General features: G+C 70.7%; 13 protein-coding genes (1 of these 13 only partly in view). 10 read left to right on the top strand and 3 right to left on the bottom strand.

Annotated features, from left to right (window positions below; all coding sequences use genetic code 11):
• The first annotated feature begins 16 nt into the window (after positions 1-16).
• Complete coding sequence (gene glpK / locus ACQEU1_RS00580) at positions 17-1,510, top strand: glycerol kinase GlpK (protein WP_433211252.1); 1,494 nt, start codon at positions 17-19, stop codon at positions 1,508-1,510.
• On the opposite strand, the gene ACQEU1_RS00575 is transcribed toward glpK, so the two are convergent.
• Positions 1,507-2,883 carry an aminopeptidase P family protein gene (locus tag ACQEU1_RS00575; protein ID WP_433211249.1) on the bottom strand — a complete coding sequence of 459 codons (1,377 nt, stop codon included), beginning with the start codon at positions 2,881-2,883 and terminating at the stop codon, positions 1,507-1,509. The two genes, glpK and ACQEU1_RS00575, sit on opposite strands and share 4 nt — an antisense overlap.
• A gap of 109 nt (positions 2,884-2,992) precedes the next feature.
• On the opposite strand from ACQEU1_RS00575, the gene ACQEU1_RS00570 reads away from it, so the two are divergent.
• Positions 2,993-3,937, top strand: a complete 945-nt coding sequence (locus ACQEU1_RS00570; protein WP_433194997.1) for a LysR family transcriptional regulator — start codon at positions 2,993-2,995, stop codon at positions 3,935-3,937.
• On the opposite strand, the gene ACQEU1_RS00565 is transcribed toward ACQEU1_RS00570, so the two are convergent.
• Complete coding sequence (locus tag ACQEU1_RS00565; RefSeq protein WP_433194995.1) at positions 3,926-5,194, bottom strand: collagenase; 1,269 nt, start codon at positions 5,192-5,194, stop codon at positions 3,926-3,928. The two genes, ACQEU1_RS00570 and ACQEU1_RS00565, sit on opposite strands and share 12 nt — an antisense overlap.
• Positions 5,195-5,635: 441 nt before the next feature.
• Between ACQEU1_RS00565 and ACQEU1_RS00560 the strand changes: the two genes are divergently transcribed.
• Complete coding sequence (locus ACQEU1_RS00560; RefSeq protein ID WP_433194993.1) at positions 5,636-9,160, top strand: discoidin domain-containing protein; 3,525 nt, start codon at positions 5,636-5,638, stop codon at positions 9,158-9,160.
• On the opposite strand, the gene ACQEU1_RS00555 is transcribed toward ACQEU1_RS00560, so the two are convergent.
• Entirely contained in the window at positions 9,157-10,734 is a 1,578-nt protein-coding gene (locus ACQEU1_RS00555) for an MFS transporter (RefSeq protein ID WP_433194991.1), read from the bottom strand. The two genes, ACQEU1_RS00560 and ACQEU1_RS00555, sit on opposite strands and share 4 nt — an antisense overlap.
• A gap of 1,060 nt (positions 10,735-11,794) precedes the next feature.
• Here ACQEU1_RS00555 and ACQEU1_RS00550 point away from each other — a divergent pair.
• From ACQEU1_RS00550 to ACQEU1_RS00520, 7 genes are all read left to right on the top strand, one after another.
• A complete protein-coding gene (locus ACQEU1_RS00550; RefSeq protein ID WP_433194989.1) occupies positions 11,795-12,556 on the top strand; it encodes an ESX secretion-associated protein EspG in 762 nt (253 codons plus the stop codon).
• 423 nt (positions 12,557-12,979) lie between these two features.
• Positions 12,980-13,360: a hypothetical protein gene (locus ACQEU1_RS00545; protein WP_433194987.1), complete on the top strand. Its 381-nt coding sequence runs from the start codon at positions 12,980-12,982 to the stop codon at positions 13,358-13,360.
• A 43-nt stretch (positions 13,361-13,403) separates the two neighbouring features.
• Positions 13,404-15,056, top strand: coding sequence for a PPE domain-containing protein (locus ACQEU1_RS00540; protein WP_433194985.1), 1,653 nt, complete (start codon positions 13,404-13,406; stop codon positions 15,054-15,056).
• Positions 15,053-15,808, top strand: coding sequence for an ESX secretion-associated protein EspG (locus tag ACQEU1_RS00535; RefSeq protein WP_433194983.1), 756 nt, complete (start codon positions 15,053-15,055; stop codon positions 15,806-15,808). Before ACQEU1_RS00540 ends, ACQEU1_RS00535 begins: the two co-directional genes overlap by 4 nt.
• Before the next feature lie 65 nt (positions 15,809-15,873).
• Entirely contained in the window at positions 15,874-16,383 is a 510-nt protein-coding gene (locus ACQEU1_RS00530) for a YbaB/EbfC family nucleoid-associated protein (protein WP_433194981.1), read from the top strand.
• Between the two features lie 48 nt (positions 16,384-16,431).
• On the top strand, positions 16,432-18,255 hold the full coding sequence (locus ACQEU1_RS00525; RefSeq protein WP_433194979.1) for a hypothetical protein: 1,824 nt from the start codon (positions 16,432-16,434) through the stop codon (positions 18,253-18,255).
• A 74-nt stretch (positions 18,256-18,329) separates the two neighbouring features.
• Positions 18,330-26,580: the start of a hypothetical protein gene (locus tag ACQEU1_RS00520; RefSeq protein WP_433194977.1), read on the top strand. 20,543 nt of this gene lie beyond the right edge of the window; the window shows 8,251 of its 28,794 coding nt (coding positions 1-8,251); the start codon lies at positions 18,330-18,332; its stop codon lies beyond the right edge, outside the window.

Below are 26,580 nucleotides of genomic sequence, written 5' to 3'. Positions count from 1 at the left end.
CGTGCAACGGTTCGTAATGGCGATCGACCAGGGCACGACGTCGACGCGCTGCATCGTGTTCGACCAGAACGCCCGCCTCGTCGCGGTCGCGCAGCGCGAGCACCGGCAGTACCACCCGCGGCCGGGCTGGGTGGAGCAGGACGCCGTGGAGATCTGGCGCAACGTCGACCGGATCGTGCCGCAGGCGTTGCGGCAGGCGGGGATCACGGCCGAGCAGGTCGTCGCGATGGGCATCACGAACCAGCGCGAGACGTTCGTGCTGTGGGACCGGCACACGGGTGTCCCGATCGGGCGCGCGATCGTCTGGGAGGACATCCGGACCGAGGAACTCGTTGCGCGCCTTGGGGAACAGCCCGGCATCGAGGAGGTGCGCGAGCGGTGCGGCCTGCCGCTGGCGACCTACTTCTCGGCGCCCTCGTTGCGGTGGATGCTCGACAACACGCCCGGTCTGCGCGAGAAGGCCGGCCGCGGTGACGTCCTGTTCGGCACGATGGACACCTGGCTGATCTGGAACCTGACCGGGGGCGTGTCCGGCGGTCTGCACGTGACGGACGTGACCAACGCGTCGCGGACGATGCTGATGAACCTCTCGACGCGGCAATGGGATCCGATGCTGCTGGAGTTCTTCGGCGTGCCCGCCTCGATGCTGCCGGAGATCCGCCCCTCGACCGAGATCAGCGGCGTGACGACGCGGGTGGTGCCCGGGATCTCGATCGCGGCCGCCCTCGGCGACCAGCACGCGGCGTTGTTCGGGCAGACCTGCTTCGAGAAGGGATCGATCAAGGGCACGTACGGCACCGGCGGGTTCCTGTTGATGAACACCGGGACCGAGCTGGTGCGGTCGAAGCACGGGCTGCTGACGACGATCGGCTACCAGATCGGCGGAGAGCCCGCGTACGCGCTGGAGGGCTCGATCGCGGTGGCCGGGTCGCTGGTGCAGTGGTTCCGCGACAACCTCGGGCTGATCCACTCGGCGCCGGAGATCGAGACGCTGGCGCGCACGGTCAAGGACAACGGCGGCTGCTACATCGTTCCGGCGTTCTCGGGGCTCTTCGCGCCGCACTGGCTCGCGCAGGCGCGCGGGCTCGTCGTCGGGCTCACGTCGTACATCAACAAGGGACACCTGGCGCGGGCCGTGCTGGAGGCGACGGGCTGGCAGACGCGCGAGGTCGTGGACGCGATGAACGCCGACCTCGGGGCGCCGACGCCGGTGCTGAAGGTGGACGGCGGGATGACCGCGGACCACCTGCTGATGCAGTTCATCGCGGACGTGCTGGACATCCCGGTGCAACGGCCGCTGGTGGCGGAGACGGTGTCTCTGGGCGCCGCCTACGCCGCGGGGCTGGCCGCCGGGTACTGGCCGGACCTGGAGGGGCTGCGGCGCAACTGGCACCTGGCCGCGCGGTGGAACCCGGCGATGGACGCCCGGTACCGCGAGACCGAGTACGCGAACTGGAAGCGGGCCGTGGAACTCACGTTCGCGTGGGCCCGCTCCAGTCCGTCCACTTAGGAACGCTGCTTGCGGACCCAGGCGGCGACGTCGTCGGCCTCGATCGGCAGCGCGTCCGACAGGACGTCCGCGCCGGTGCTCGTGACGACCAGGTCGTCCTCGATGCGCACGCCGATGCCGCGCAGCTCGGGCGGCAGCGTCTCGTCGTTCGGGTGGAAGTACAGGCCCGGCTCGACGGTGAGCGCCATGCCGCGTTCGAGGATGCCCTGCTGGTAGGTCTCCTGGCGGGCGTCGGCGCAGTCGTGCACGTCGAGGCCGAGGAAGTGGCCGGTGCCGCAGACGATGTAGCGGCGGTGGTGCTGGCCCGCCGGGTCGAGCGCCTTGTCGACGCTCACCGGCAGCAGGCCCCAGTCGTGCAGGCCCTCGGCGAGCACGCGCATGGCGGTGTGGTGGAAGGCGCTGTAGTCGTTGCCCGGCCGGACTTCCGCGAGCGCGGCGACGTGCGAGCGGTGCACGAGGTCGTACACCTGGCGCTGGGGTGCGCTGAACTCGCCGCTGACCGGGAACGTGCGGGTGACGTCGGCGGTGTAGAGGGAGTTCATCTCGACGCCGGCGTCGAGCAGGAGCAGGTCGGCGTCGTTCACGCGGCCGTCGTTGCGCGTCCAGTGCAGCACCGGGGCGTGGTGGCCCGCGGCGACGATCGAGGTGTAGCCGGGGCCGTTGCCCTCGGTGCGGGCCCTGCGGTCGAACGTGCCCTGCAGCCAGCGCTCTCCCCCGCCGCGCACGGCCTGGCCGAGCTCCATGGCGACGTCGGCGAAGCCCTTGACGCTCGCGTCGACGGCCTGGCGGAGCTGGTCGATCTCCCAGTCGTCCTTGACGCGGCGCAGCTCGGCGAGCGTGGTGCGGAGCTCGTCGCTGTGGCTTCCGGTCAGGGCGTCGAGCAGCGGGTCGAGGCCGCTGGCCGTGAGCGTCTGCGGGTGCCGGCCGCGCAGGGCGTTCGCGAGGTCTTCGAGGGGACGCGCGGTGATGCCGAGCGCCGCGCCCCACTCCTTGGGGCCGGCCGCCGCGCCGATCCAGAACGGGCTGCGGTCGGCGTCGCCGAAGAAGTCGACGCTGTGGGTCTCGCTCGGGACCGGCACGAACAGCGTGGCGTCGTCGTCGGTGAGGACCAGCACCGCGCCCTCGACCTGGCAGCCGGTCAGCCAGACGAAGTCGCTGTCGGCGCGGAACTCGTGGAACGTGTCGTTGGACCGGACGTGCGCCCGTCCCGCCGCGAGCGCGATGCGCTTGCCGGGCAGCGCCGCCGTGAGCCTGGCGCGGTGGGCCGCCGCCGCCTCGGCCGTGCCCTTGGGCAGGTCGATCGCGCTGTCCCAGTCACCCCAGCCGTCGCGGATGTAGGTGCGGAATCCGTCCGCGTCCACCAGTTTCGCCATGTCGCGGCGTGTCCGAGCCAATTCGGGTTCCTCCCAGAGTGGTCCTTCCTGCCACCCTCCCCGCTACCGGCGGGGTCCCGCCAATCCGGATCGGGGATAGCCTCAGGCTATGGAACTGGAGATCCGGCACCTGCGGGCGATCTGCGCCATCGGCGACGCGGGCTCGTTGTCGCGCGCGGCCACCCAGCTCGGCATCTCCCAGCCGTCCCTGACCACCCTGCTGCAACGGGTGGAACGCCTGGTCGGAGGCCGTCTGTTCGACCGCGGCCGCGCCGGTGCCCTTCCTACCGCGCTGGGTGCGCAGATGTTGCAGCGGGCCCGGTTGCTGCTGGTGGAGCTGGACGCGTTCGGCTCGGACATGGTCCAACGAGACGGCCCGTCTCGTCTCGGCTCGGTGCACATGGAGTGCGTAGGCCCGTTGTACACGCGCCTGGAACAGGTGCTGGACGACATCACGCTGGTGGTCGACCCCTCCTCGACGGGCTTGGCCCTGGCGTTGGCGAACGGTCACCTCGACGCGGCGGTGATCGCGGTGGACGAGGAGGGCGACCTCGGCCTGCCGCGCGGGGTGGCGCAACGGGTCGTGGTGCCGTGGGTGCCGGTGTACATCGCGATTCCCGCTGGTCACCGGCTTGCTTCGCAGCCGGAGATCTCGTTGGCCGACCTGGCCGGCGAGTCGTGGGTGGGGCCGCCCGGTGCCGAGGACGGGTCGTTGACGGCGTTGCGGGCGGCGTGCCGGGCGGTGGGGTTCGTGCCGAGGATCCGGTTCGAGATGCCGAGCGGCGCCGGGCGTCAGCTGATCGCGGCGGGCAAGGCCGTGCAGCTGGTGGAGCCGACGTCGCAGGGTGGTCCGGGGGTGGCGGTGCGGCCGCTGGCGGGGGCGCCGATGCGGATGCGGCTGGTGTTCGCGTGGCGGCGGGAGCGGCTGACCTTCCGTCAGGCCAGCCGCGTGTTCGCCGAGGTGCTCGGGGCCTATGCGGAGCAGGCGATGGCGAGCCCGGTGTTCCGGCCGTGGTGGGAGGAACGAGGGGCGGCGCTCACCTCAGCGGACTGAAGCGGGCGAGCCCAGCGTGCCGAGCCAGCCGTACCAGTCGCCGTCGTACCTGGACCCGATCACCCTGCCCAGGTGGTCCCGCGCACCGGCCCAGTCCCCCACCCGGTAGTCCGCGAGCACCGCCGCGACGTCCTCCGGGTGCTTCTCCACCAGGTACCGCGCGGCCAGATAACCCCAGTTGTAAACCCTCGTGGAGTCATGGTCGTAGGTGGTGTCGAACAGGGTGCTCAGCGCGTACGTCTTCTTCTTCGCCTCAGCCAACGCGTCGGTGTAGACCTCGCCCCGGTAGCTGTACGACAGGTACTCGGCGAACCCCTCGATCCACCACACGGTCGGCGTGGTCATGTTCTCCTCGAAGTCGCCGTGCATGTCGAACCGGCCGTCGAGGTAGTGGGTGTACTCGTGGTTGAGGTTCCAAATGGCGAACGTGGGCAGCCAGTCGGCCTCGTGCGCGATGAACCGCGCCTGGTTCAGCGCCGGGTCGCCTTCGAGGTACATGCCGCCGTTGTTGGTGGAGATGTCGAACAGCACGCCCGCGTACGTCCGGTAGTCGTTGCTGGTGTTGAAAACGACGACTTCGAGCGACGTGTTGTTGTCACCCGCCACGGGCCCAGAGTCACGCACGACACGATGGAACGCCGCGTCCTGGTTGGCCAACGACGTGCAGGTCTGCCGTAGCTGCGTGCGGGTCAGCTGCTGCGCGCGGATCTTCAACGACGTGCTGCACGTGTGCCGGACGGTGAGCACGCGCCGGTCGATCTGCGCGCGGAAGTCACACGTGCCGTACCGGCGGCAGTTGGCCTTGTCGTACCAGTCCACCATCTCCGCGACGCCCACCCACAGCGGGGCGAGGCGGCCGACGACGTCCCCGCGCGACGCCAGGTCCGCGAGCAGCGGGCGCACGCGCAGAGCGATGTCGTTGTACTGCAGGAACCTCCCGAGCTCACGGGTGGCGTTCTGGACCTGGTACTGGCGGTCGGTGCCGAAGAGGTCCTGGTGGCGTACGACGAACCGCCACAACGCGCGCAGGATCTCCGGGTCGGCGCGTACGGCCGTGAGGAACTCCGGATAGCTGTGGCCGTAGTAGAGAAGGAGCATTCCGGCGTGCACGGCGGCGTCGTCGGAGGGCGTGTAGTTGTCGAGCACGCGCACCAACGCCCGCAGCTCGGCCGGGTAGTCGGTGGCAGCGGCGGTGTAGATGGTGGAGTCGGGGGTGTCGCCGGGGTGCAGGTTCCTGGCGACGGCGGGCGGCAGCAAGGGGCTGGCCGGCTGACCGGCGGCGAGACGATACGTATCGTCTCGTTTGCCGCCAGGCGTGCTGCTCGGCTGATCGGCGGCGAGACGATACGTATCGTCTCGTTTATCGCCAGGCGCGCTGCCCGCCTGACCACCGACGAGACGATACGTATCGTCTCGTGAGCCGCCAGCCGGAGCCGCGTCCGCGTGCGCCGGCATCACCAGCCCGGCCAGCAGCGCCACCACTAACGCGAGTGATCTCATCGGGGTGTCCTCCGCAGGGTTCGAGGTGCCCCAGAGCGTCACACCGGCCCCGAACCCGCGAGCATCCCTTCCGCACATAGCGCGCTGCTATGGGAGCGTTCACGACAACCTTGTCAGCCTGTCCTGCTTGTCCTCTTGACCGCGCATCGAGACACCCCCGAGGGTGGATGGCGGGCGCCTGATCCGCATGGAGAGCCGATGTCGCACGACCTTTCGCGCCGCGCCTTCCTCGACGCCAACGCCGGCCTGGTGGCGAGCGCCGCCCTGACCCCTCCCGCGTCCGCCGACCAGCAGAAGGCAGCCCCCGAGGTGACCGACCTCGCGCGCAACCGGCCCGTCCAGGCCTCGTCCACCGCCTACGCCGCCACGCCGCCGCGGTTCGTCACGGACGGGCTGCAGCAGGTCGGGGTGCGCGGGTCCGGCTGGCGGGCGGCGAACGGCGAGCCGCAGCAGGTCACCGTCGATCTGCAGGCCACCTGCGAGGTCGAGGCGTTCGCGCTGGTCTTCGAGGCGGAGCTGGGCGACCCGACGTTCGTGCCCGCGCCCGGTTACCAGCCGCGCAACGACACCACCGGCGTCGAGATCCTCTCCGCCGCCGCGCTCTCGTACGTCATCGAGGTCAGCACGGACGCCAAGACCTGGCGCGAGGTCCACCGCACGGATGACGGCCGGGGCGCGGAAACCCGCGTCCAGCTGGAAAAGCCGGTCACCGCGCGGTACGTGAAACTGTCCATGAGCCGCCCGTCGAACGGCAACCCGTTGGGCCTCAACGGTTTCCAGGTCTACGGCACCGGCAGGCAGCCGGAGGCCCAAGGCTGGACCGACTGGCGCAGCGACGCCGAGGTTCCGGCGCTCAAGCCGGGCCCGGACAACACGGCCGAGCTCGACAGCGGCTGGCACCTCACGATGGACGACTTCGCCGGCACCACCGATGGCGCCGAGCTCGCCAAACCGGGCGTCGACACGGCGAGGTGGCTCGACGCGACGGTCCCCGGCACGGTCCTGACGTCGCTCGTCGACCAGGGCCACCTGCCCGACCCGGCCGCCGCCATGCACAACATGACGATCCCGGAGGCGTTGTCGAGGCACTCCTGGTGGTACCGCCGCGCGTTCGCACTGCCGAAGGGCTTCAGGAACCGCAAGGTGTGGCTGGAGCTCGACGGCGTCATGCAGCACGCCGAGATCTGGCTCAACGGCACCAAGATCGGTGATGTCACCAACCCGTTCGTGCGCGGCGCTTTCGACATCACCGCGGCGCTCCAGGACGAGGATCAGGTCTTGGCCCTCCGGCTCAACCCGATGCGGCATCCGGGCAGCCCGACCGACAAGGGCAGCGACGGCGGCGCGTTCCCGAACTCCGGCCGGCTCTACCTCGACTCCCCCACCTACCTGTGCATCTCCGGCTGGGACTGGATGCCCGCCGTCCGCGACCGCGGCACCGGCATCTGGGACCACGTCCGCCTGCGCGCCACCGGCACCGCCACCCTGGGCGACACGCGGGTCGTGACAACGTTGTCCCCTGACCACAAGACGGCGGACATCGCGATCAGCGTGCCCGTCACCAACACCGGCACCACCGCGCTGCCCGTCACGGTGCAGGCGGCGTTCGACGGCGTGAAGCTCGCCAAGGCCGTCACGCTCGCGCCGGGCACCACCGAGGTCGCCCTCGGCACGCACCGGATGACCGACCCGGAACTGTGGTGGCCCAACGGCTACGGCGACCCGAACCTGCACGACCTGACGCTCGTGGTCGTCACCGACGGCGCCGAGAGCGACAAGCGCACCACCCACTTCGGCATCCGCGAGTTCACCTGCGAACACGAGGTGCCGATCGAGTTCCCGCCCGGCGGCAACGCCGTCACCCAGACCGTCGACCTCGGCACCCAGGCCGCACGCCACGTCCGCATCCTCACCGAACGCCGCGCCACCGGCTGGGGCACCTCGCTGTGGTCGCTGGAAGTCCGCTCCAACGGCACAGACCTCGCGCGCGGCAAAACCGCCACCGCCTCCTCCCAGGACCACGAGGGGAACCCCGCCGGCAACGCCGTCGACGGCGATTCCGGCACGCGCTGGGCGTCGGAGTACCGCGACGGCGAGTGGATCCAGGTCGACCTCGGCAGCACGCAGACGTTCAGCCAGGTCGTCATCTCGTGGGAACGCGCCTACGCGTTGCGCTACAAGGTGCAGCTCTCCGACGACGGCCAGACGTGGCGTGACGCCAAGACGGTCAGCAACGCGCCGAGGCCGTTGAAGATCCGCGTGAACGGCGTGCCGATCTTCTGCCGCGGCGGCAACTGGGGCTTCGACGAACTGCTGCGCCGCATGCCGGCCGAGCGCGTGGACAACGTCATCCGGCTGCACCGCGACATGAACTTCACGATGATCCGCAACTGGATCGGCAGCAGCAACCGCGACGAGTTCTTCGAGGCGTGCGACCGCCACGGCATCCTGGTGTGGAACGACTTCTGGGTCGTCGGCTACTTCCCCGACGACATCCCGGACTACCTCGAAACCGCCCTCGACACCGTCACGCGCTACCGCCACCACCCGAGCATCGTCGTGTGGTGCGGCGCCAACGAGGCCTCCCCGCCGCCCAACACCGACGCGGGCCTGCGCAAGGTCGTCACCGAGCAGCACACCGACGTCTATTACCAGAGCCACTCGGCCGACGGCAGCGTCTCCGGCCACGGCCCGTACCACTGGGTCGAACCCGCGAAGTACTTCGACCCCACCACCTACGACACCTCCAACTTCGGCTTCCACACCGAGATCGGCATGCCGACCGTCCCCGTCGCCGAGACCATGCGCAACCTCGTCGGCGACGAACCGTCGTGGCCCATCGGCGACGTCTGGTACGCCCACGACTGGTGCACCAACGGCAACCAGCGCCCGCAGCTCTACCAGGCCGCCATCGACGCCCGCCTGGGCGAGTCGGAGGACATGGAGGAGTTCAGCCGCAAGGCGCAGTTCGTGAACTACGAGAACATGCGCGCGATGTTCGAGGCCTGGAACGCCAACCTCTGGGACGACGCCTCCGCCCTGCTGCTGTGGATGTCACACCCCGCATGGCACTCCACCGTCTGGCAGACCTACGACTACGACATGGACGTCAACGGCACGTACTTCGGCGCCCGCAAGGCCTGCGAACCCCACCACGTCCAGGCCTCTTTGGACAGTTGGCGGGTCACAGTCCTCAACCACACCGCGGTCGCGCTGCGAGGTCGCGCCGAAGCAACGGTGCACGCGCTGACCGGCGAGGTCCTGAGCACCCAGCAGGCCGACGTGGAGGCGGGCCCGTCCGCGAAGGCCGACCTGTTCACCGTCACCCCGCACGACTCACCGCTGCACCTGGTGCGGCTGCGCCTGTTCGACGGCGACCGCCTGCTCTCCGAGAACACCTACTGTCGCTACCGGACCCCGGCCGACCTCCAGGGCCTGAACTCGGCCCGCACCAGGATCTCCAGCGACGTCGGCACCACCCGCCGCGACGGCGACCGCCGCACCCTCAGGGTCAAGGTCCGCAACACAGGCGAGGTGGTGGCGGCCATGACGCGGATCGGTCTGCGCGACCGGCGCTCGGACACCCGTGTGCTGCCGACGTTCTACAGCGACAACTACCTGTGGCTGCTGCCCGGCGAGACCCGCGAGGTCACGCTGTCCTGGCACCGGCGCGACCTCACGTCCGAACAGCCGCGCGTGACCGTCGAGGCCTACAACGCCTAGTCCGGCTTCGTCGGTTCCGCGAACAGCAGGTGCCGCACGTGCGCCGGTCCCTTGGCCAGCGCACGGGCGGTCTCCTGGTTCTGCTGGTCCACGACCGTGCCGCGCTCGACGTGCTGGCGCAGGTGCTCCTGCCAGGTCGCCACGGTGAAGGTCTCCAGGAACGTCTCTGGCTGCTCGGTGTCGCGGAAGAGGCCCCACATCGTGGCGCCGGTGCGGCGGCGGGCCCTGCCGACGCGTTGCATGGCGTCGATGAACGCGTCCTCGTTCTCCGGCGCGACCGGCCACTCCACCGTGACGAGGACGGGGCCCGCGTCGGTGTCGTCGATCTCCGGCGGTTCCTCCCAGTACGTGGACGGGCTGACGTCGAGCGGGCGGTCGTGCAGCGGCAGCCAGCGGGTCGCGGCGAGGGCGAGCACGACCATGGCCGCCGCGGGCACGATCATGGCCACCTCGAGGCTGTACACGTCCGCGATCGCACCCCACACGACGGCGCCGAGCGCCTGGCCGCCCATCAGGATGAGCTGGTAGTAGGCCAGTGCGCGGGCGCGGGTCCAGGCAGGGAGGAGCACCTGGGCGTTGGCGTTGAACGTCGACAGCGTGGCGATCCAGCAGGCGCCGGTCAGCAGCATCGCGACGATCACCAGCGGGAAGCCGCGCGTCAGCACCGCCGTGCTCGTCGCGGCCGCGTAGACAAGCGTCGCGAGCAGCACCATGGCGTTCTTGCTCATGCGCTGCAACAACTTCGGCACCACGAACGCGCCGCCGATCGCGCCCGCGCCGACGCTGCCGAGCAGCACGCCGTACCCGCTGGCGTCGAGTTCCAGCGGCCCGCGCGCGATGGCCGGCAGCAACGCCCACAGCCCGCTGCCGAACAGGATGAACAACGTGAGCCGGGCGAGCACCCTCCGGAACAACGGCGAGCTCGCCACGTACCGCGCGCCCGTGCGCATGGCGGTGGTGATGTGCTCGGTGCCGAGCGGCCGGTGGTCCGACGGGCGCTTCCACCTGGCCAGCACGACCAGCACGCCGAAGAAGCTCACCGTGTTGAACGCGAACGTCGCCTCCGGCCCCGCCAGCGCGATCAGCAACCCGCCCAGCGCGGGACCGATGGCGCGGCCGACGTTCATGTTGACGCCGTTGAGCAGCGCGGCCTGCGGGATCTCCTCGCGCGACACCAGCTCCGGCTGGATGGCCTGGAACGACGGCATCGACAGCGCCTGCCCGATCGCCATCAGGGCGAGCAACCCCAGCAGGCTCGCCGGCGTGGCGCGATCCGTGCCCGCCAGCAGCATGAGACCGCCCGCGCCTGCCAGCATCAACGCCTGGCCGGTGATCAGCACCTGGCGGCGGTCGAGGATGTCGCCGAGCGCCCCGGACGGCACCACCAGCAGGAACACCGGCAGCGTGGTGGCGGTCTGGACGAGCGCGACCTGCAGGGCGCTGCCGCCGAGGTCGCCCATGAGCCACTGGGCGCCGACGGTCTGCGCCCACGTGCCGATGTTGGACGCGAACTGGGCGAGCCACAGCGCACGGAACGCGCTGCGGCGCAGGGGCGCCCACGGGGATGCGGTCACCTGCCGATCTTCACACCGGAGAGTGCCGATCGCCGAGCACAACGCGCGGCCGGAGGGAGGGGGTGAGGGCGCGGGCGGGGTTGAGTGAGGGGCGCAGGTGGCGGCTGAGTGCAGGACGCGGGTGGTGGCCGAGTGAGAGCGCGCGTGGCGACCGGGGCAGAACGCGGGTCGCGACTGGAGTTGGGGGCGGGTGGCGGATGGGCTGGGGCGCGGGTGGCGGATGGGCTGGGGCGCGGGCGGTGGCGGGGGCAGGACGGGGGGTTGGGGCGCGGGTCGCGACTCGGCTGAGGCGCGTGGTGGCCGAGTGAGGGCGCGGGTGGCGGATGGGCTGGGGCGCGGGTGGCGGCTGGGGCGAGGTGCGAGTGGCGGATGGATTGAGTCGCGAGTGGTGGCTGAGCGAGAGCGCCTGGCAGCCGGGGGCAGGACGCGGGTGGCGACTGGGTCGAGGTGCGGGTGGCGGCGGCGTCAGGGACGCGGGTAGCGACTCGATTGAGGCGCGTGGCGGCCGAGTGAGGGCGCGGGTTGCTACCCGGTTGAGGCGGCCGAGTGAGGGTGCAGGTTGCGACTCAGTCCATGTGCGCGGCGGACGCGTCAGGGCGCAGGTGGCGACTGGGGCCAGACGTGCGTGGCAGCTGGGTCGGGACAGCTCGGCGGACAGCCGGAGCGAGGCTTGTCAGCGGTGCGGCGCGGAGACCGCGTGCCCTGCCACCACCCCAGATTTATCTTCAGCCAACACTGAAGCCACTACACTCATCAGCTTTCGAAACTTTGGTTGCCTAAGTGATTTGGGTCACATCCAGGGGTCTGATCTGTCGGGCGCAGACGTGTGAACGTTTAGAAGCCGTCCCTCCGGTTCACGGGTTGAGAGCGCTCCCAGTTCCTGGGGAAACAAGCGTTCTCGCAGGCCGGGCGCGCCCGGAAGTCGCCCGTTTCCGGGCGCGGCGACGGATTGTGAACATTCGTCTCGACCGGGTACGTATTCGCCCGATCAGGAACGGCTTGCCCCATTCTGCTCGATACTGCGCGCAAAGCAGGCAGAGGAGAAAGGTTCCGAGCACTCGTGATCACGCCCGAGTTCTTGCTGTCGACCCGCGAGTTCGAGGTGCTGTGGCAGACGCTGCGGCTCGGCAGAATGCCGTACCCGCTCGACGTGCCCAGCGAAGGAGCGACCGAGCAGGACGTCAAAGCCTTGCAGTCCAGGACCATCGAGGGCCTGCGGCGGCGCGGCATCGCCGACGACGTGCGGCTCGAGGACCTCATGCGGTTGCTGAGCGACCACGAGGTGTCCGTGGACGCCGTGGCCGGCCTCGACCGGACCGTTCGGGCACTGGCCGCGGCCACCGACCGCGAGGGCGTGCTGGCCGTCATCGACGGGGACGAGGTGGGTCTGTCGGAGATCCGGCCCACGGCGTTGGCGCGCGAGATCGTGCGCGTGCTGCCGGACGGGGTGGCCGGGCCGGGCAGTGCGCTGTCGGTGCGGTTGGAGACGCTCCAACAGGCCGTGGCACTGCAGGAGGCCGAGCAGGAGGAGGAGTCCGAGGACCCGTGGGGTGCGGCGGACGAGGAGCTCGACGACCGCGAGGCGCTGCTCAAGGCCGGGCTGTCCGCGCAGGACGCCAAGCAGATGGACGAGCTGGCGGCCAACCGGGTGGCGGGCGGCCAGTTCGGCGTCACGCACGGCAGGCACCGGGCGGACGTCGTCATCAACTGGTTCGACACCCACCAGGGGCGCTACCTGATGGTGCGAAGCGACGGGTGGCTCAGCCTGTCGCCGACCGACAACGACCGCATCGCGACGCGGATCGACGCCGTTCTGGCCTGAAGGTGAACTCCGTGCGTCATACCGCACAAGAATGATCCAAAACGGACACCGCGGGCGTACTCTCACGAGTGCGCCCGCTTTTCGTTCGGGGTCGACCGATTCAGCCGATCCGGTGAACGCCGAACCAGCCGGTGACCGCGCCTTAAGAAAGCCCTAAATCCTGGAAATTCCCCTATGTGATTTGGGTCACATCAGGCGCGAGTCAAGGGCTGTTCTAGGGATGTGAACAGAGATCGCAAGCCCGAGTGGGCAGCCCCCCGAGAGCGCTCCCACAACCTGGGGAAACGATCACGTCGTTACACGACGTTCACCTGGTCGTGGCCCGTTTCGGTGCCTGACAACGGATTGTGAACGCGGATCTCAATTGGTGACTCGCACGCCCCAAAGTGAGCGATACGCCAAAAGAGGCCTGATACTGCCCGCATGTACATCGTCGGTGACGAGAAGGTCGTTCCGCTCGCTGAGACCGTCACCTCGGGTCAGGTGCAGATCGACCCGGAGGCGGGCGAGGAGCTCCGCAAGCAGTTGCAGGCCCAGATCGACCAGGTCGACTCGTGGATCGGGCGTGCGAACTCGAGCATCGCGCGTCCGACGGCGTTGGGCGCGAACCCGGTCGGGGACAAGATGCGCGACAAGTTCACCCATCGTGCCGAGGGTGAGCAGTACTCGTTCGTCAGTGTGATGACCGCGTACCGCACGGTTCTGGAGCAGACGAAGAACTCGATCGTGGAGGCGATCGGGAACTTCGAGGCGCTCGACCAGGAACAGCAGGCCGAACTGAAGAAGCACATGGGTAACAGCTGATCTCGTGGCCAGCTGATCCACCGAACCGAGAGGCGAGCCGGTCATGCCCCCCGAGACCGACCCCAGCGAGGTCGAGAACGTCCCGGTCCTCACGGACCCGCAGAACTGGGCGTCGCGATCGCACCAAGAGCTCTACGCCGCGGTGCACAACAACAACGACCCCGGTCAAGCCGGCCAGATCAGCTCCGACTGGGGCAAGTACGGCAGCGAGCTGACCGAGGCGTCCCGCACGATCAACTCGGTGATCACCTCCAGTGAGTCCAAGTGGACCGGAGGCGCCGCCGATGCCGCCCGCGCGGCGATGAAGAAGCTCGGCGACTGGGTCGACGAGACCGCCCGCACCGCGGTCGAGGTCGGCAACAAGGTCGCCGACCAGGGCCGCGTCATGGAAAGCGCCCGCGCTCAGATGCCGCAGCCGGTCCAATTCGACTGGAACAAGGCCGCCGCCGCGCTCTCCCAGCCCGGCACGCCGGCGTTCGTGCTCGCGTCCGCTGACATCGCTGTCGCCAACGCCGCGTCGCGCGCCGCGCACGACCAGGCGGTCACGGTGATGACCGACATGGAGAACAACTCCCGGCAGATCGACTCGTCGACTCCGTCGTTCAAGCCGCCGTACAACCCCAACACCGGTCAGGTCGAGGAACCGGTGATGGCCATGCCGCAGTCCGGCGCGGCGACGTTCACCGGTGGCGTGGACGGCCTCATGCGCGCGCAGTCCGCGGTGGACGCGCCCGCCGCGACCGGTGTGCAGAACGGCGCCGGTGGTGGCGGAGGCGGCGGTGCCGCGGGTCCCGGCGCGAACCAGCCCGCCGCGGCGGCCTACAACCCGAGCGCACCCGGTTACACGCCGGCAGGTCCCGGTGGCGGCGCGGGCGGCGGTGGCGGCGGCGGTAGCTACACGCCTCAGATGGGCGGCGGCTACAACCCCGGCAACACCAGCACGAACACCGCGGCGGCGTACACGCCGACCGCGCCGGGTTACAACCCGGCCGCGAACACCGGCAGCACCTACACCTCCGGTAGCGGCGGTGGTGGCGGTAGCAGCACCTACACGCCCCAGATGGGTCCCGGCTACACGCCGCAGATGGGCCCCGGCAAGACCGGCAACAACCAGAACGTCCCCAAGGTCCCGGTCGTCGGCCGCGACGTGCCGAACCCGAACTACAACCCGCAGAACCCCGGCTACACGCCGCAGGGTGTCAAGGGTGGTCCCGCCCCGTACTCGCCGACGGCCCCCGGCTACACCGGGCCCGGCGGAGCGGGCGGCGGCGCCGGTGGTGGTGGCGGCGGTGCCGGTGGCGGCGCGGGCGGCATGAAGGGCCCGATGCCGTACTCCCCGCAGATGGGTGCGGGCGGCGGCGGTGGCGGCTTCGGCGGCGTCGCGGGTGGTACCGCGGGTGCCGGCGGCGGCTCGATGCAGTCCGGTGGCGCGGCGGGCGTCCAGGCCCAGGGCCGCGGCGGCATGCCGATGGGCATGGGTCCCGGTGGCGCCTCGGCGGCCGGTGCCGGCATGGGCGCGGGCGCGCCGATGGGTGGCGCTCCCGCCGGCGGTGGCCGCGGCGAGGACGACAAGGAACACCGCTCCGCCAGCTACATCATGGGCGGCGACCTGTTCGAGGTCCCCGGTGAGAACCTGCCCCCGTCGGTGATCGGCGCCGCCAAGGCCAAGAAGCAGAAGGGGACCGAATCCTCGTGATCACGCCCGAGTTCCTGCTGTCGCCGCGCGAGTTCGACGTGCTGTGGAACGACCTGCGGCTGGGCAGAGTGCCCTACCCGCTGGACGTCCCGAACGAGGGCGCGACCGAGCAGGAACGCCGTGTGCTCGTCACGAAGACGATGGACGAGCTGCGGTCCCGCGGGCTCGTGGACAACCAGCGCCTCGAGGACTTCCTGCGGCTGCTCGCGGACCACAAGGTCTCCGTGGACGCCGTCGCCGGTCTCGACCGCACCGTGCGCGCGCTCGCCGTCTCGAACGGCGAGCGCGCCGCGCTGGCGATCATCGACGACGACCGCGTGGGGCTGCTGGAGATCCGGGAGACCGGGATCGCCCGCGAGATCGTGAAGGTGCTCCCCGACGCCGTGCCCGGCCCCGGCACGGCGGTGAACGTCCGCGTCCAGTCCCTTCAGGACGCTGTCGCGATCCAGGAGGCCGAGGGCGCGGCCGACGCCGACGACCTGTTCGGCGAGGGCGGTGTGGACGACCGCGAGGCGCTGGAACAGGCCGGTCTGTCCGCACAGGACGCGAAGCAGTTCGAGGAGCTCGCGTCGAACCGCGTAGCGGGCGGCCAGTTCGGCGTCACCCAGGACCGCCAGCGGTCCGGTGTGGTGATCAACTGGTTCGACACGCACCAGGGCCGTTACCTGATGGTCAACTCGGACGGCTGGATGAGCGTGTCGCCGACCGACAACGACCGCATCGCCACGCGCATCGACGCCGTGCTCGCGTGAACTGATTCGCGCGCAGCGACGTGTAAGCAGAACGACCGCTAGTTGAACCGCCGCCGGAGGACCGTGTGACTGCCGCGAACCCGTACCAGTGGGTCGAAGAGTACGAGGCCAAGCTGGCCGACCTGAAGCAGAAGTCGGAGGACCTGACGGAGAACTTCGCGGCGGCCTCCGCCACCGTGTCGTCGCAGGACGGCTCGGTGACCGTGACGGTCGGTCCCAACGGCGGTCTGCAGAACCTGCAGCTGGGTCACCGCGCGGTCGAGCTCGGCGGGCCGCGGCTCACCGCGCTGATCCTGGAGACGGCCCGCAAGGCGCAGAAGCAGGCGGCCACGCAGGTCCTCGAGCTCTTCAAGCCGCTCGGCGAGGGCACCGAGGCCTACCAGATGGTCTCCGACTCGATCCCGGACGACGAGGTCGCGGAGGACACCAACGACCAGTACGACGAGGTCGACGAGGACGACGAGCCGGAACCTGCTCCGGCGGCGGCACGGCCCGCGGCGGCGCCCCAGCCGGCGCCGGTCCGCGGCAAGCCCCGCACGGACGACCCCGAAGACGACGACAACCAGCCCTGGTAAGGAACAGCGATGACCGCGCCTGAAACTCCACTCCCGTCTCCTCCCGGGATGAACATCACCGAGGAGAACAAGCTCAAGGGCTCGCTGTTCATCGAGGCCTACGGCAGCCTGATCGACGGCATCAGCAAGGACGCCGAGAGCGAGACCGAGAAGGCGCTGGACATCACGTTCAACGCCATCGGCGCCGCCTCCGCCACCGTGATGCTGGCGATCGACCCGCTCGGCAGCATCATCGGTGCCGGTGTCGGCTGGCTGATCGAGCACGTGTCGTTCCTGCGCGACGCCCTGAACCAGCTGATGGGCAACCCGGAGGAGATCCAGGCCAACGTCGAGGCCAACAAGGCGCGCGCGGCCGAGCTGCGCGTGCTCGCGGAGGACCACAAGAGTGGTCTCGCGACGTTCGACGGCTGGACCGGTCAGTCGTCCGAGCGCTTCAAGGCGTCGATGGACAACATGAGCCACGAGCTCGACGACCTCGCGAACGCCGTCGAGACCAAGGCCAAGATCGTCGCGATCATGGGCATGCTCGTCACGGTGCTGCGCGACATCGTCCGCGACCTGATCGCGCAGCTGATCGGTTCGCTGATCGGTGGCGCCATCCTCGCGGCCGCCGCGATGATCCCGACGTTCGGCGCCTCGATCCCGATCTTCTGCGGCTTCGCGGTCGGCAAGGCCGTCGCGCTGGGCGTGAACATCGCGTCCCGCGTGGCGCGCGTCGTCGCCGCCCTGGGCCGGCAGATGAAGCGCCTCGGTGACCTCGACGGCATCATGAAGAAGGTCAGCAAGGGCTGGGAGCGGTTCGAGAACACCGCTGACGTCGCCGAGATCACCTACGAGGGCTACAAGGCCCAGAAGGGTGTCGACGACAAGATCGACGAGGCCATGGGCGCCCGCGGCAACACGCCTCCCGGTGCCACCGACGGCAAGACCGCCGCTGACGTGACGGGCACGGCGAGCGCGACGCTGCCCAACGCGCGCGTCGGCACGGTGCAGATGGACAGCACCGCGCAGGGGACGCTGGCGAACGCCCGCATCGGCACCGTGCAGCACGAAGCGGTGGCGGCGACGCTGCCGAACGCGCCGCTGCAGCCGACGATGGCGGCCAAGAGGATCGCCGCCGAGCCGCTCCAGCCGATGCAGGCGGTCCGGGCGCGGGACGCCATGGAGCCGTTGCAGCCGACGCAGGCGCTGCGGGCTCGTGACGCCGTTGAGCCGTTGCAGCCGACGATGCAGGCCCGCACTGCCATGCACGCCGCGGAGCCGGTGCAGTCGTTCCAGCGCGCTGAGGCGTTGCAGCCGATGCAGCGTGCGGAGCCGATGCAGCGTGCGGAGCCGATGCAGCAGGCGTACGCGCGTGAGGCCGTGCAGCCGTTCCAGCAGGCATACGCGCGTGAAGCCGCAGAGCCGTTGCAGCCGACGTACCAGCGCATGGCCACGGAGGCGACGCCGCTGCAGCCGTTCCAGCGGGCCGAGGCACTTCAGGCGCCGGTGGCGTTCTCCCGTGTGGACGCGGGCGACTCCACGATGACGTCCGGCGTGAGCATGACCGGTGGTGGTGGCGCGGTGCACGACGCGCAGCCGTTGCAGGCGCGTGAGATGTACATCAGCCCGGAGACGCCGTCCGAGCCGCTGCAGCAGCAGTCCGGTTACGAGCCGCTCGCGCGCACGCAGATGTCGCACGCGTACGACGCTCTCGAGCCGTCGCAGCCGCGTGAGGCCTACGCGCGCGTTGACGCGGAGCCCGCGTACTACGAGAGCGTGAACCCGCTCATGGGCGAGCCGCTGCAGCAGACCGTCGGGTACGAGGCGGCCGGTGGCGCTGCCTCGCAGCCGTCGCGGCCGGCAGAGCGTCCTTCCCGGCCGACAGAGTAAGTCCCAGCCAACAGCCGGGATCCCAGGGTTGGGATCCCGCCTCGTTCTGACGCAGTTCTGGAGAATCGCCGCTCATGGCCAAGGGGAACGTCAACCCGAACCCGTCGTCGAACCCCGGGGCGAACCCGCCCCCCACGGCGCCGCCTTCGAGCGGAACGGGCGGAACCGGCGGAGGCCCCAGCGGCACCAGCGGCTACTCCATGAACGACTCCTCGATGCAGGGGTTGCAGAACAAGGCGGGTGACCTGGGGTCCCGGCTGTCGAGCATCTCGTCGGGCCTGCGGGGCCTGAACTTCAGCGGCAACGCGCTCGGCCCGATCGGTCTGTTCGCGGTGCCCGCGCTGAACGCGTCCAACGAGAACGCCGTCTCGCAGGCGGACAAGGGCTCGAAGGCGTTCACCGACGTCCAGTCGAACCTGAAGGCGACGCTGCAGACGTCGCAGCAGGTCGACCAGACGAACCAGACGAACATCAAGTCGATCGACCCCACCACCGACGCGAAGAACGTGCGCGGCGCGGGCAACAACACGTCCGGCAACTTCACTCCCGGCAGCCCGAACTCCGGCCCGGCGCCGACGACCAAGGGCGCCGGCAACGCGACGTCCGGCAACTTCACGCCGGGCAGCCCGAACTCCGGCCCGGCGCCGACGACCAAGGGCGGCGGCAGCAACACGACGTCCGGCGTCAAGGGTCCCGGTGGCGGTCCGGCCGCGGCGGGCCCGAACATCAAGGGCGGCGGCAGCAACGCCACGTCCGGCGTGAACACGGCCGGTGGCGGTCCGGCGGCCGCCGGACCGAACGTCAAGGGTGGCGGCAGCAACGCGACCTCCGGTGTCAACACGGCCGGTGGTGGCGCGGCCGCGGCGACGCCGAACATCAAGGGCGGTGGCGGCGGGGCCAAGGGCCCGGCGCCGTTCACGCCGACCGCGCCCGGCTACACGGGCCCCGGCAACATCAAGGGCGGCGGCAGCAACACGACCTCCGGCGTGAAGACGCCCGGAGGCGGTGCGGCGGCGTCCACTCCGAACATCAAGGGCGGCACCGGTGCGACCGGTGGCGGCGCCAAGGGCCCCGCGCCCTTCACGCCGACCGCGCCCGGCTACACCCCGCCGGCCGGCGCGGGCGGCAAGGGCGGTGCCACTGGCGGCGCCAAGGGTCCCGCGCCGTTCACCCCGACCGCGCCCGGCTACACCCCGCCTGCCGGCGCAGGCGGCAAGGGCGGTGCGACCGGTGGCGTCAAGAGTCCGGCCGCCTTCACGCCGACGGCGCCCGGCGCCCCCGGTGCGACTCCCGGCGGTGGCAGCAAGGGCGGTACCGGTGCCGGTTCGACCGGTGGCGGTGCCAAGGGCCCCGCGTCGTTCACGCCGACGGCCCCCGGTTACACCGGTCCCAAGGACCCCGGTGGCGCGGCGGGCACCAAGCCGTCGACGACCGCTCCCGGTCCGCAGAACGCCGTGACGTCGCCGTCCCGCGGCGCGACGCCTCCCGCCGCACCTCCCGGCATGGCCCCGCCGATGGGTGGCGCGTCCCCCGGTGGCGCGACCGGCGGCGAGCGCGGCGGCAGCAAGTTCGGCACCGGTGGCTCGAAGGGCGTGTTCGACGCGCCCAAGGCCCCGACGCCCGACAGCACGATCACGAAGGCGCCGCCGCAGTCGTCCCCGTCGACGCCGCCGCCTGCCCCGAAGCCCACCCCGCTCTCCCCGCCGCCCGCGGGCACCACGCCGGGCGGCGCGACCCCCGGCGGCACCTCGCCGGGTGGCTCCGGTGGCGCCAAGACCCCGGCACCGTTCACGCCGACCGCACCCGGCTACAACGGCCCCGGCAACGTGCCTCCCGCCGCGGCGGGCTCGCAGAGCGCGGTCGCGACCCCGCCCCAGAACGCGGGCGCGCGCCCCGGCGCCACCCCGGCCGCGACGCCTCCGCCTTCAGCGGCGGCAGGCGGCATGGCCCCGCCGATGGCGCCGGGCGGCGCGACGCCGGGCGCGACCGGCGGCGAACGCGGCGGCAACAAGTTCGGCCCTGGCGGCGGCGCGAAGGGCGTGTTCGACGCGCCCAAGCCTCCGACCCCGGACAACACGATCACGAAGGCGCCGCCGCAGTCGTCGCCCTCCACCCCGCCCCCGGCCCCGAAGCCGACGCCGCTCAGCCCGCCCCCGTCGACCAGCACCCCGTCGACGAACACCCCGGCAGCGAACACTCCCGCCGCGAACACGCCTGCGGCGAACACGGCATCCCCGAACACGGCGCCGCCGACCCAGTCGCGCCCCGGCACCCCGCCGCCCGCGGCGAACGTGCCGCCGCCCGCCCCGAACACGGCCCCGCCGGCGCAGACGCGCCCGGCACCGCCGGTCAACACGCCCCCGGTGTCGTCGCCCGCGCCGAACACGAACGTGCCGTCGCCGCGCCAGGACACCACCCCGTCCGCGCAGCCGCCGCGTGCCGACACCCCGCCGGCGCAGACGCGTCCGGCACCGCCCGCGAACGTGCCACCGGTCAACACGCCGTCGCCCGCACCGAACGTCAACACGCCTTCGCCCACCCCTGCGACCAACACGCCGCCGGCCAACGTGCCACCGGCGAACACGCCGTCGCCCGCACCGGCGACCAACGCACCCTCCACGAACACCCCGTCTCCCCGTCCGGAGACGACGCCGTCCGCGCAGCCGCCGCGTGCCGACACCCCGCCAGTGCAGACGCGTCCCGCGCCGCCTGCCAACGTGCCGCCGGTCAACACGCCGTCGCCCGCACCGAACGTCAACACTTCTTCGCCCACCCCTGCGACCAACACGCCGCCGGCCAACGTGCCGCCGGTGAACACGCCGTCGCCCGCACCGGCGACCAACGCACCCCCTACGAACACCCCGTCGCCGCGTCCGGACACCACCCCGTCCGCCCAGCCGCCGCATGCCGACGCACCGCCCGCACAGACGCGACCCGCGCCGCCTGCCAACGTGCCGCCGGCCAACACGCCCTCGCCCGCACCGAACGTCAACACGCCTTCGCCCACCCCTGCGACCAACACGCCGCCCGCCAACGTGCCGCCGGCCAACACGCCGTCGCCCGCACCGAACACGAACACGTCGAGCCCGAACGTCAACACGCCTTCGCCGAATCCCGCGACGAACGCGCCTTCGACGAACGTCCCGCCGGCGAACACCCCGTCGCCGCGTCCGGACGCCACCCCGTCCGCGCAGCCGCCGCGTGCCGACGCACCGCCGGTGCAGACGCGTCCGGCGCCGCAGGTCGACGCGCCGGTCAACGGCCCCAACACCGACGCGCCTGCCGTCCAGACGCGGCCGGCGCCCCAGCCGCCCACCGGCGCGGCGCCGAACCCGAACACCACGGCGAACCCGAACACGACGGCCAACCCCACGCCCGACCTGGTCGTGCTGCCGCCCGTGGCCGCCGGATCGAACCCCAACGCCAACGCGGAGACGGGACGTGCGTCCGACGCCGACTCGTCCACCGATGCCCAGCAGGACGCCACGACCTCCGCTGCCCCTCCGACGGTGAAGGACCTGCTGGCGGACGTCGACAATGTCGTCGTCGCGGTGGACAACGCGGCGGGGCTCGGCCACCAGGCCGCCGCGACGACGCTGGTGAAGGCGCTGCGCGACGGCGGCTACCAGGACAAGATCACCTTCGTCACCGATCCGGAGTCCGTGGCGAAGATGGACCTCCTGATCACGCCGGACCTGGGCGAGGTCGAGGTCGTCAGCACCCCGAACCATCCCGCCGACAGCAACACGTTGCTGATGTCGGCAGGCGACGACTCGCTCAACGCGCACGACACGAACACCGCCGCCAACTTCCTCGACAAGAACAAAGTCAACGAAGCTGTCGTTCTCAAGCCTTACGCCTGGGACAGCAGCAAGCGGCTTCTCATCAAGCGCGACGCCCCCGGCAGCGAGGTCCAGATCATCGATCTGGACCCGCACATCAGCCAGGACGCCAGGTACGTCTACGACGTACCGAAGATCACCGATCCGCAGGCACTGGCCGACCTCATCGACACGGAGATGGCCGCCAACCCCGCGAAGGCGGACGGCATCAAGAAGGTCGCCGAGGCGGTGCTGGGCGACAAGGCCGACCTGATGCCGGTCTACGGCCTCGTGGCTGTCGACCCCATCAGCCGTCCCGGCGTGTCCAACCACCTCGCGATGGCCCTGCACTCGCTGGACCAGAAGCCCGCGATCATGATGGAGATCACCCCCTCGCCGGTCTGGTTCGTGCCGCAGCCCCAGGTGGAAGGGGTCCAGCACGCGGACATCACCTCACCCGACCTGCAGCAGAAGATCGACAACCTGAAGCAGGGCGACGTCCTGGTGGTGAACACCGGGTCCATGCCCCAGGCGGTGTTCCAGCAGGTCTTCCAGCTCGGCACCCTGCCCGCGATCAACGAGGGCGCGAACTCCACGAACCTCGCGCACCTCGTCGAACGGCCGAACATCTCCGTTCTCACCAGCAAGACCCCTTATCCGAACGTCCCCGGCGCCGAAGCCGCCACCGCGAACCTGAACAACGCGAGCAACGGCTTGCGAGCGGACACCGCGTGGACCGCCGCCGTCAACGCGGACCTGCAGACGAGCACCGACCCCAAGACGGGCCCGTCGGCTGCGAAGCAGGCGTTCAAGGTGACCACCGCCATCGAGACCTTCACGGCGCTCGGGGACTACGTGGTGTCGCCGGACCGCGCCCCCGGCGAGGCAGCCAGCTCCGTCTCCCAGATCTCCTCCATGCTCTCGCCCGCGCTCCACGGCAAGGGCGAGGAGGTCACGAACATCCTTTCCGGACTCCCGGAGGACGCGGCCAAGGAGATCAAGAGCGTCATCAACGGCAGTACGCCGTCGCCGAAGTTCCTCGACGACTCCAAGTACGCGGTCGACCTCACCAAGCAGCAGGTTGACCAGATCATCGACCTGCTCGAGTCGCGAAAGCCGGAGCTCCAGCAACAGCTGGCCAACGACTTCCCGAGCAACAAGCCGGGCGATCCGGTCGATCCCGCCGATCCGAAATCGGCTCAGAACGACGTCGCCCAGCTCGCTGACCTGCTGAAGAACCTCTCGCAGAAGGACAGTCCCGAGAGCAACTACTTCTCCCAGGTGTTCGAGAACGCTCGCGCACCGCAGAACAACCAGGTTCTCCAGGCGCTGACCCTGCGGCTGGACCCGCCGTCCGCAGCGCCGCCTGCCCCGGCGGTGCAGACGCCGGACGCCGAGGTGCCGAGTCCGCAGACGCCGGTGGAATCGACGCCCCCGGCCCAGCAGCCCCCTGCCCAGCAGGCCCCGGCCGCGGTGGCGCCTCCCGCCGTCACGCCCCCGAACACCACCGTCGAGACCAACACCGGCAACGACGTCGAGTCCGACACCGAATCCGAAGGACCGGACCTCGGCGACGGACTCTTCGACGACTTCAACTTCGAACCACCCGCACCAAACCCGGCCACCACCAACACCGAGACCAACACCGGCGCCGAGACCAACACAGACAGCGACGTCGACTCCGACGCCTTCTTCGACGCCGAGTCCAACCCCGGCACCAGCGACGTCGAGTCCGACACCGAGTCCGACGGCCCCGACATGAGCGGCGGCCTCTTCGGATTCGACAGCGACGTCGAAACCAACACCGACACCCGCGGCGACGTCGAGAGCGACGTCGAGTCCGACAACGACGTCTTCTTCGACGCCGAGTCCAACCCCGGCACCCGCAGCGCGCCCCCGGCGCCCGGCGCCGAGGTCAGGCCGAACACCGACACGGACACGTCCGCGAACACCGACGCGCCGTCCCAGAACACCCAGCAGACCACCGGCAACGGCCCGGCGCCGACCAGGGACGCACCGGCCACCCCGCCGCCCGCGGCCCCGCCGGCACCTCCCGCTCCCCCGGCCTCGAACCTGAACCCCGACGGCACCCGCAAGGACGTGCCGAAGGTCGGTGCGCCGCCCGCCGCGACCCCGCCCACCCCGGAGTCGCACAAGGGCAAGGAGGTCCTGACCGACCAGTCGTGGCGCCACGACCCGGCCAGGACCGCGGAGTGGTCGAACCCGAGCAACCCGGCCGACCGCAGCACCTGGGCGGACCGCCGCAACGACACCGACGTGCGGACCGTCAACCAGACCGTCCACGACGTCCGCACGGACAGCACGCCGTCGAACATCAAGTCCTACCAAGGGCTCATCAACTACGACCTGCGGCGCATCGAGACCAGCCCCGGCAACTTCGTGCAGGAGTACACCGTCAAGGTGCACATCGATCCTGCGGCGAACATGACGCCCGAGCAGATCGCGCAGGTCAAGGAGAACGCCACCAACGGCGTGAACTCCATGCTGAACCAGGGCCACCGGCTGCCCAGCGGTGACCAGTTCCACCTGAACCTCGAGTTCACCGACAACAAGGCCGACGCCCACACCAGCGTCAAGGTCGACCCGAACAACCCCAACCCGGACCAGACGCACTGGGGCGCCGACACCAGCCCCGAGGTCCTGGCGCACGAGACGCTGCACTACCTGGGAATTCCGGACGAGTACAAGGACTCGACCCGCGTCTTCCAGCAGCACGACACGAACTCGGGCGTGCACCAGAACGACGGCGGCATGATGGGCGCCGACATCCACCTGGACGACCCCGGCATCCGGCCGCGGCACCTGTGGCTGATCGAGAACACCGCCAACAGCCAGGTCGCGGTGCCCGACACCACGATCAACCCGGCCGGTCCGGCGACCGTGCCGCCGCCCGCGGGCTGGACCCCCAAGCCCGCCGCGGACACCGCGCCCGCACCGTCCACACCGGACACCGACAGCACTCCCGGCCCGGACGTGCGGACGCGGCCGATGCCGACGGACACGCCCGGCCTGCCCGGCAGCTGGGACGCCGACGTGGACGCCGACGTCCGGCCCAACACGCAGAACCACCTGCCGAACCTGGACAAGGTCGGCCTGGTCGAGTCGGTGCTGCGCAGCGCCGCGTTCCAGAACGCGCCGGTCCCGAACGCGTCACCGATGGTCGGCACCAGCGACGTCAAGTCCACTGTGGACGCCGTGCTGAACGACGTCGCGCAGAACCCGCAGAACCACAACCACCCCGGCCTGACCCCGAACGGCCTGTCGAGCTGGGTCGCGAACCAGGTCGACCCCGACGCGCTGGCGAAGTTCCACCCCGACCTCGAGCCGAACGTGCCCGGTCCCAACACCGGCGCCAAGCTCGACCAGTGGCGGGCGAACCTCGCGAACGACCTCGCGAACGGCTCGTCGAAGCGCTGGGACGTCGTCAGCACCGACGGCATGAAGCCGGGCGACGCCGACGTGGTCAACCACGTGACGCAGCAGGTGAAGACGACCGGCGCGATGCCGACGCCCGCCGCCCTCGTCACCACGGGCCTGAACACGCCGTCCTGGGCCGACTCCCAGGTCGGCGCGCACCTGCCCGACACGATCGCGCAGTCGCTGGGCGTGCAGCTCGTCGTCGAGAACAACGGCGTGCAGACCACCCACGGCCCGGCAGGCGCGCCGCAGGTGCAGATCTCCTCGCAGAACGGCGCGTTCGGCGCCCTCGGCGGTCCGACGCCGCAGGAGGTCCGCGCCGGCATGGAGGCCTGGCTCAGCGGCAAGTCCTCCGCCGAGGTCAACCAGACCATCGGCGACCTGTACAAGGGGCGCCAGGACAAGGGCCTCTACGACGCGGCGCAGAAGACCCAGCTGATCAAGCGCGCAGCAGCGCACCCCGGCGGTCCGCAGGTCTTCACGAACGACCTGATGCAACGGTCGGCGGACCTGCAGAGCCGGATCGACGAGGCGAAGTCCAAGGGCTCCTGGAAGCCCGAGGCGGCGCAGAACCCGCAGGAGCGCGCGCAAACCGCCGCGATCAAGGCCCAGGTCGAGATCCTCACCGACCTGAAGAGCAACACCGACAGCCAGATCGACACCCTGAACGCCGAGGGCCCGAACCTGGGCCTGACCCACATCATCGACACCCAGGTCGCGGGCCCGAACGCGGACAACCTCGCGGGCATCCCGTCGACCATGCTCCCCCAGCTCGACGCCCGCCTCACCCAGCAGATCGCGGCGGCGGAGAACGCCGGGTTCGACGCCCAGAGCCTCAAGGACCTGCAGCAGCGGGTGCAGAACGAGGCGGACGTCCGCAAGGTGCTCTCGCACGCCTCGACCCGCGGTCTGGACGCGTTGAGCACCCAGCTGGAGGACGCCAGGGAGGCCCTGCAGAACTACCGCGACGGCAAGTCGGCGAACACCGGCATCAGGGGCTTCCTGACCAGCATGTTCGGCGGCGAGGTCGACACCTCGGTCGACTTCGACCAGAAGATCGCCGACG

Origin of the sequence: Lentzea sp. CA-135723 (genome assembly GCF_050936595.1) — a bacterium.
In the GTDB taxonomy this organism is placed as follows: domain Bacteria; phylum Actinomycetota; class Actinomycetes; order Mycobacteriales; family Pseudonocardiaceae; genus Lentzea.
The sequence above is the reverse complement of the archived record's forward strand: the minus strand, read 5'-3'. Positions and strand labels throughout refer to the sequence as shown.

Excerpts from the sequence above, each read along its gene's own strand:
- ACQEU1_RS00540 (WP_433194985.1), top strand. The coding sequence starts at position 13,404 with ATGCCCCCCGAGACCGACCCCAGCGAGGTCGAGAACGTCCCGGTCCTC.
- ACQEU1_RS00525 (WP_433194979.1), top strand. The coding sequence starts at position 16,432 with ATGAACATCACCGAGGAGAACAAGCTCAAGGGCTCGCTGTTCATCGAG.
- ACQEU1_RS00560 (WP_433194993.1), top strand. The coding sequence starts at position 5,636 with ATGTCGCACGACCTTTCGCGCCGCGCCTTCCTCGACGCCAACGCCGGC.
- ACQEU1_RS00575 (WP_433211249.1), bottom strand. The coding sequence starts at position 2,883 with ATGGCGAAACTGGTGGACGCGGACGGATTCCGCACCTACATCCGCGAC.
- ACQEU1_RS00570 (WP_433194997.1), top strand. The coding sequence starts at position 2,993 with ATGGAACTGGAGATCCGGCACCTGCGGGCGATCTGCGCCATCGGCGAC.
- glpK (WP_433211252.1), top strand. The coding sequence starts at position 17 with ATGGCGATCGACCAGGGCACGACGTCGACGCGCTGCATCGTGTTCGAC.
- ACQEU1_RS00545 (WP_433194987.1), top strand. The coding sequence starts at position 12,980 with ATGTACATCGTCGGTGACGAGAAGGTCGTTCCGCTCGCTGAGACCGTC.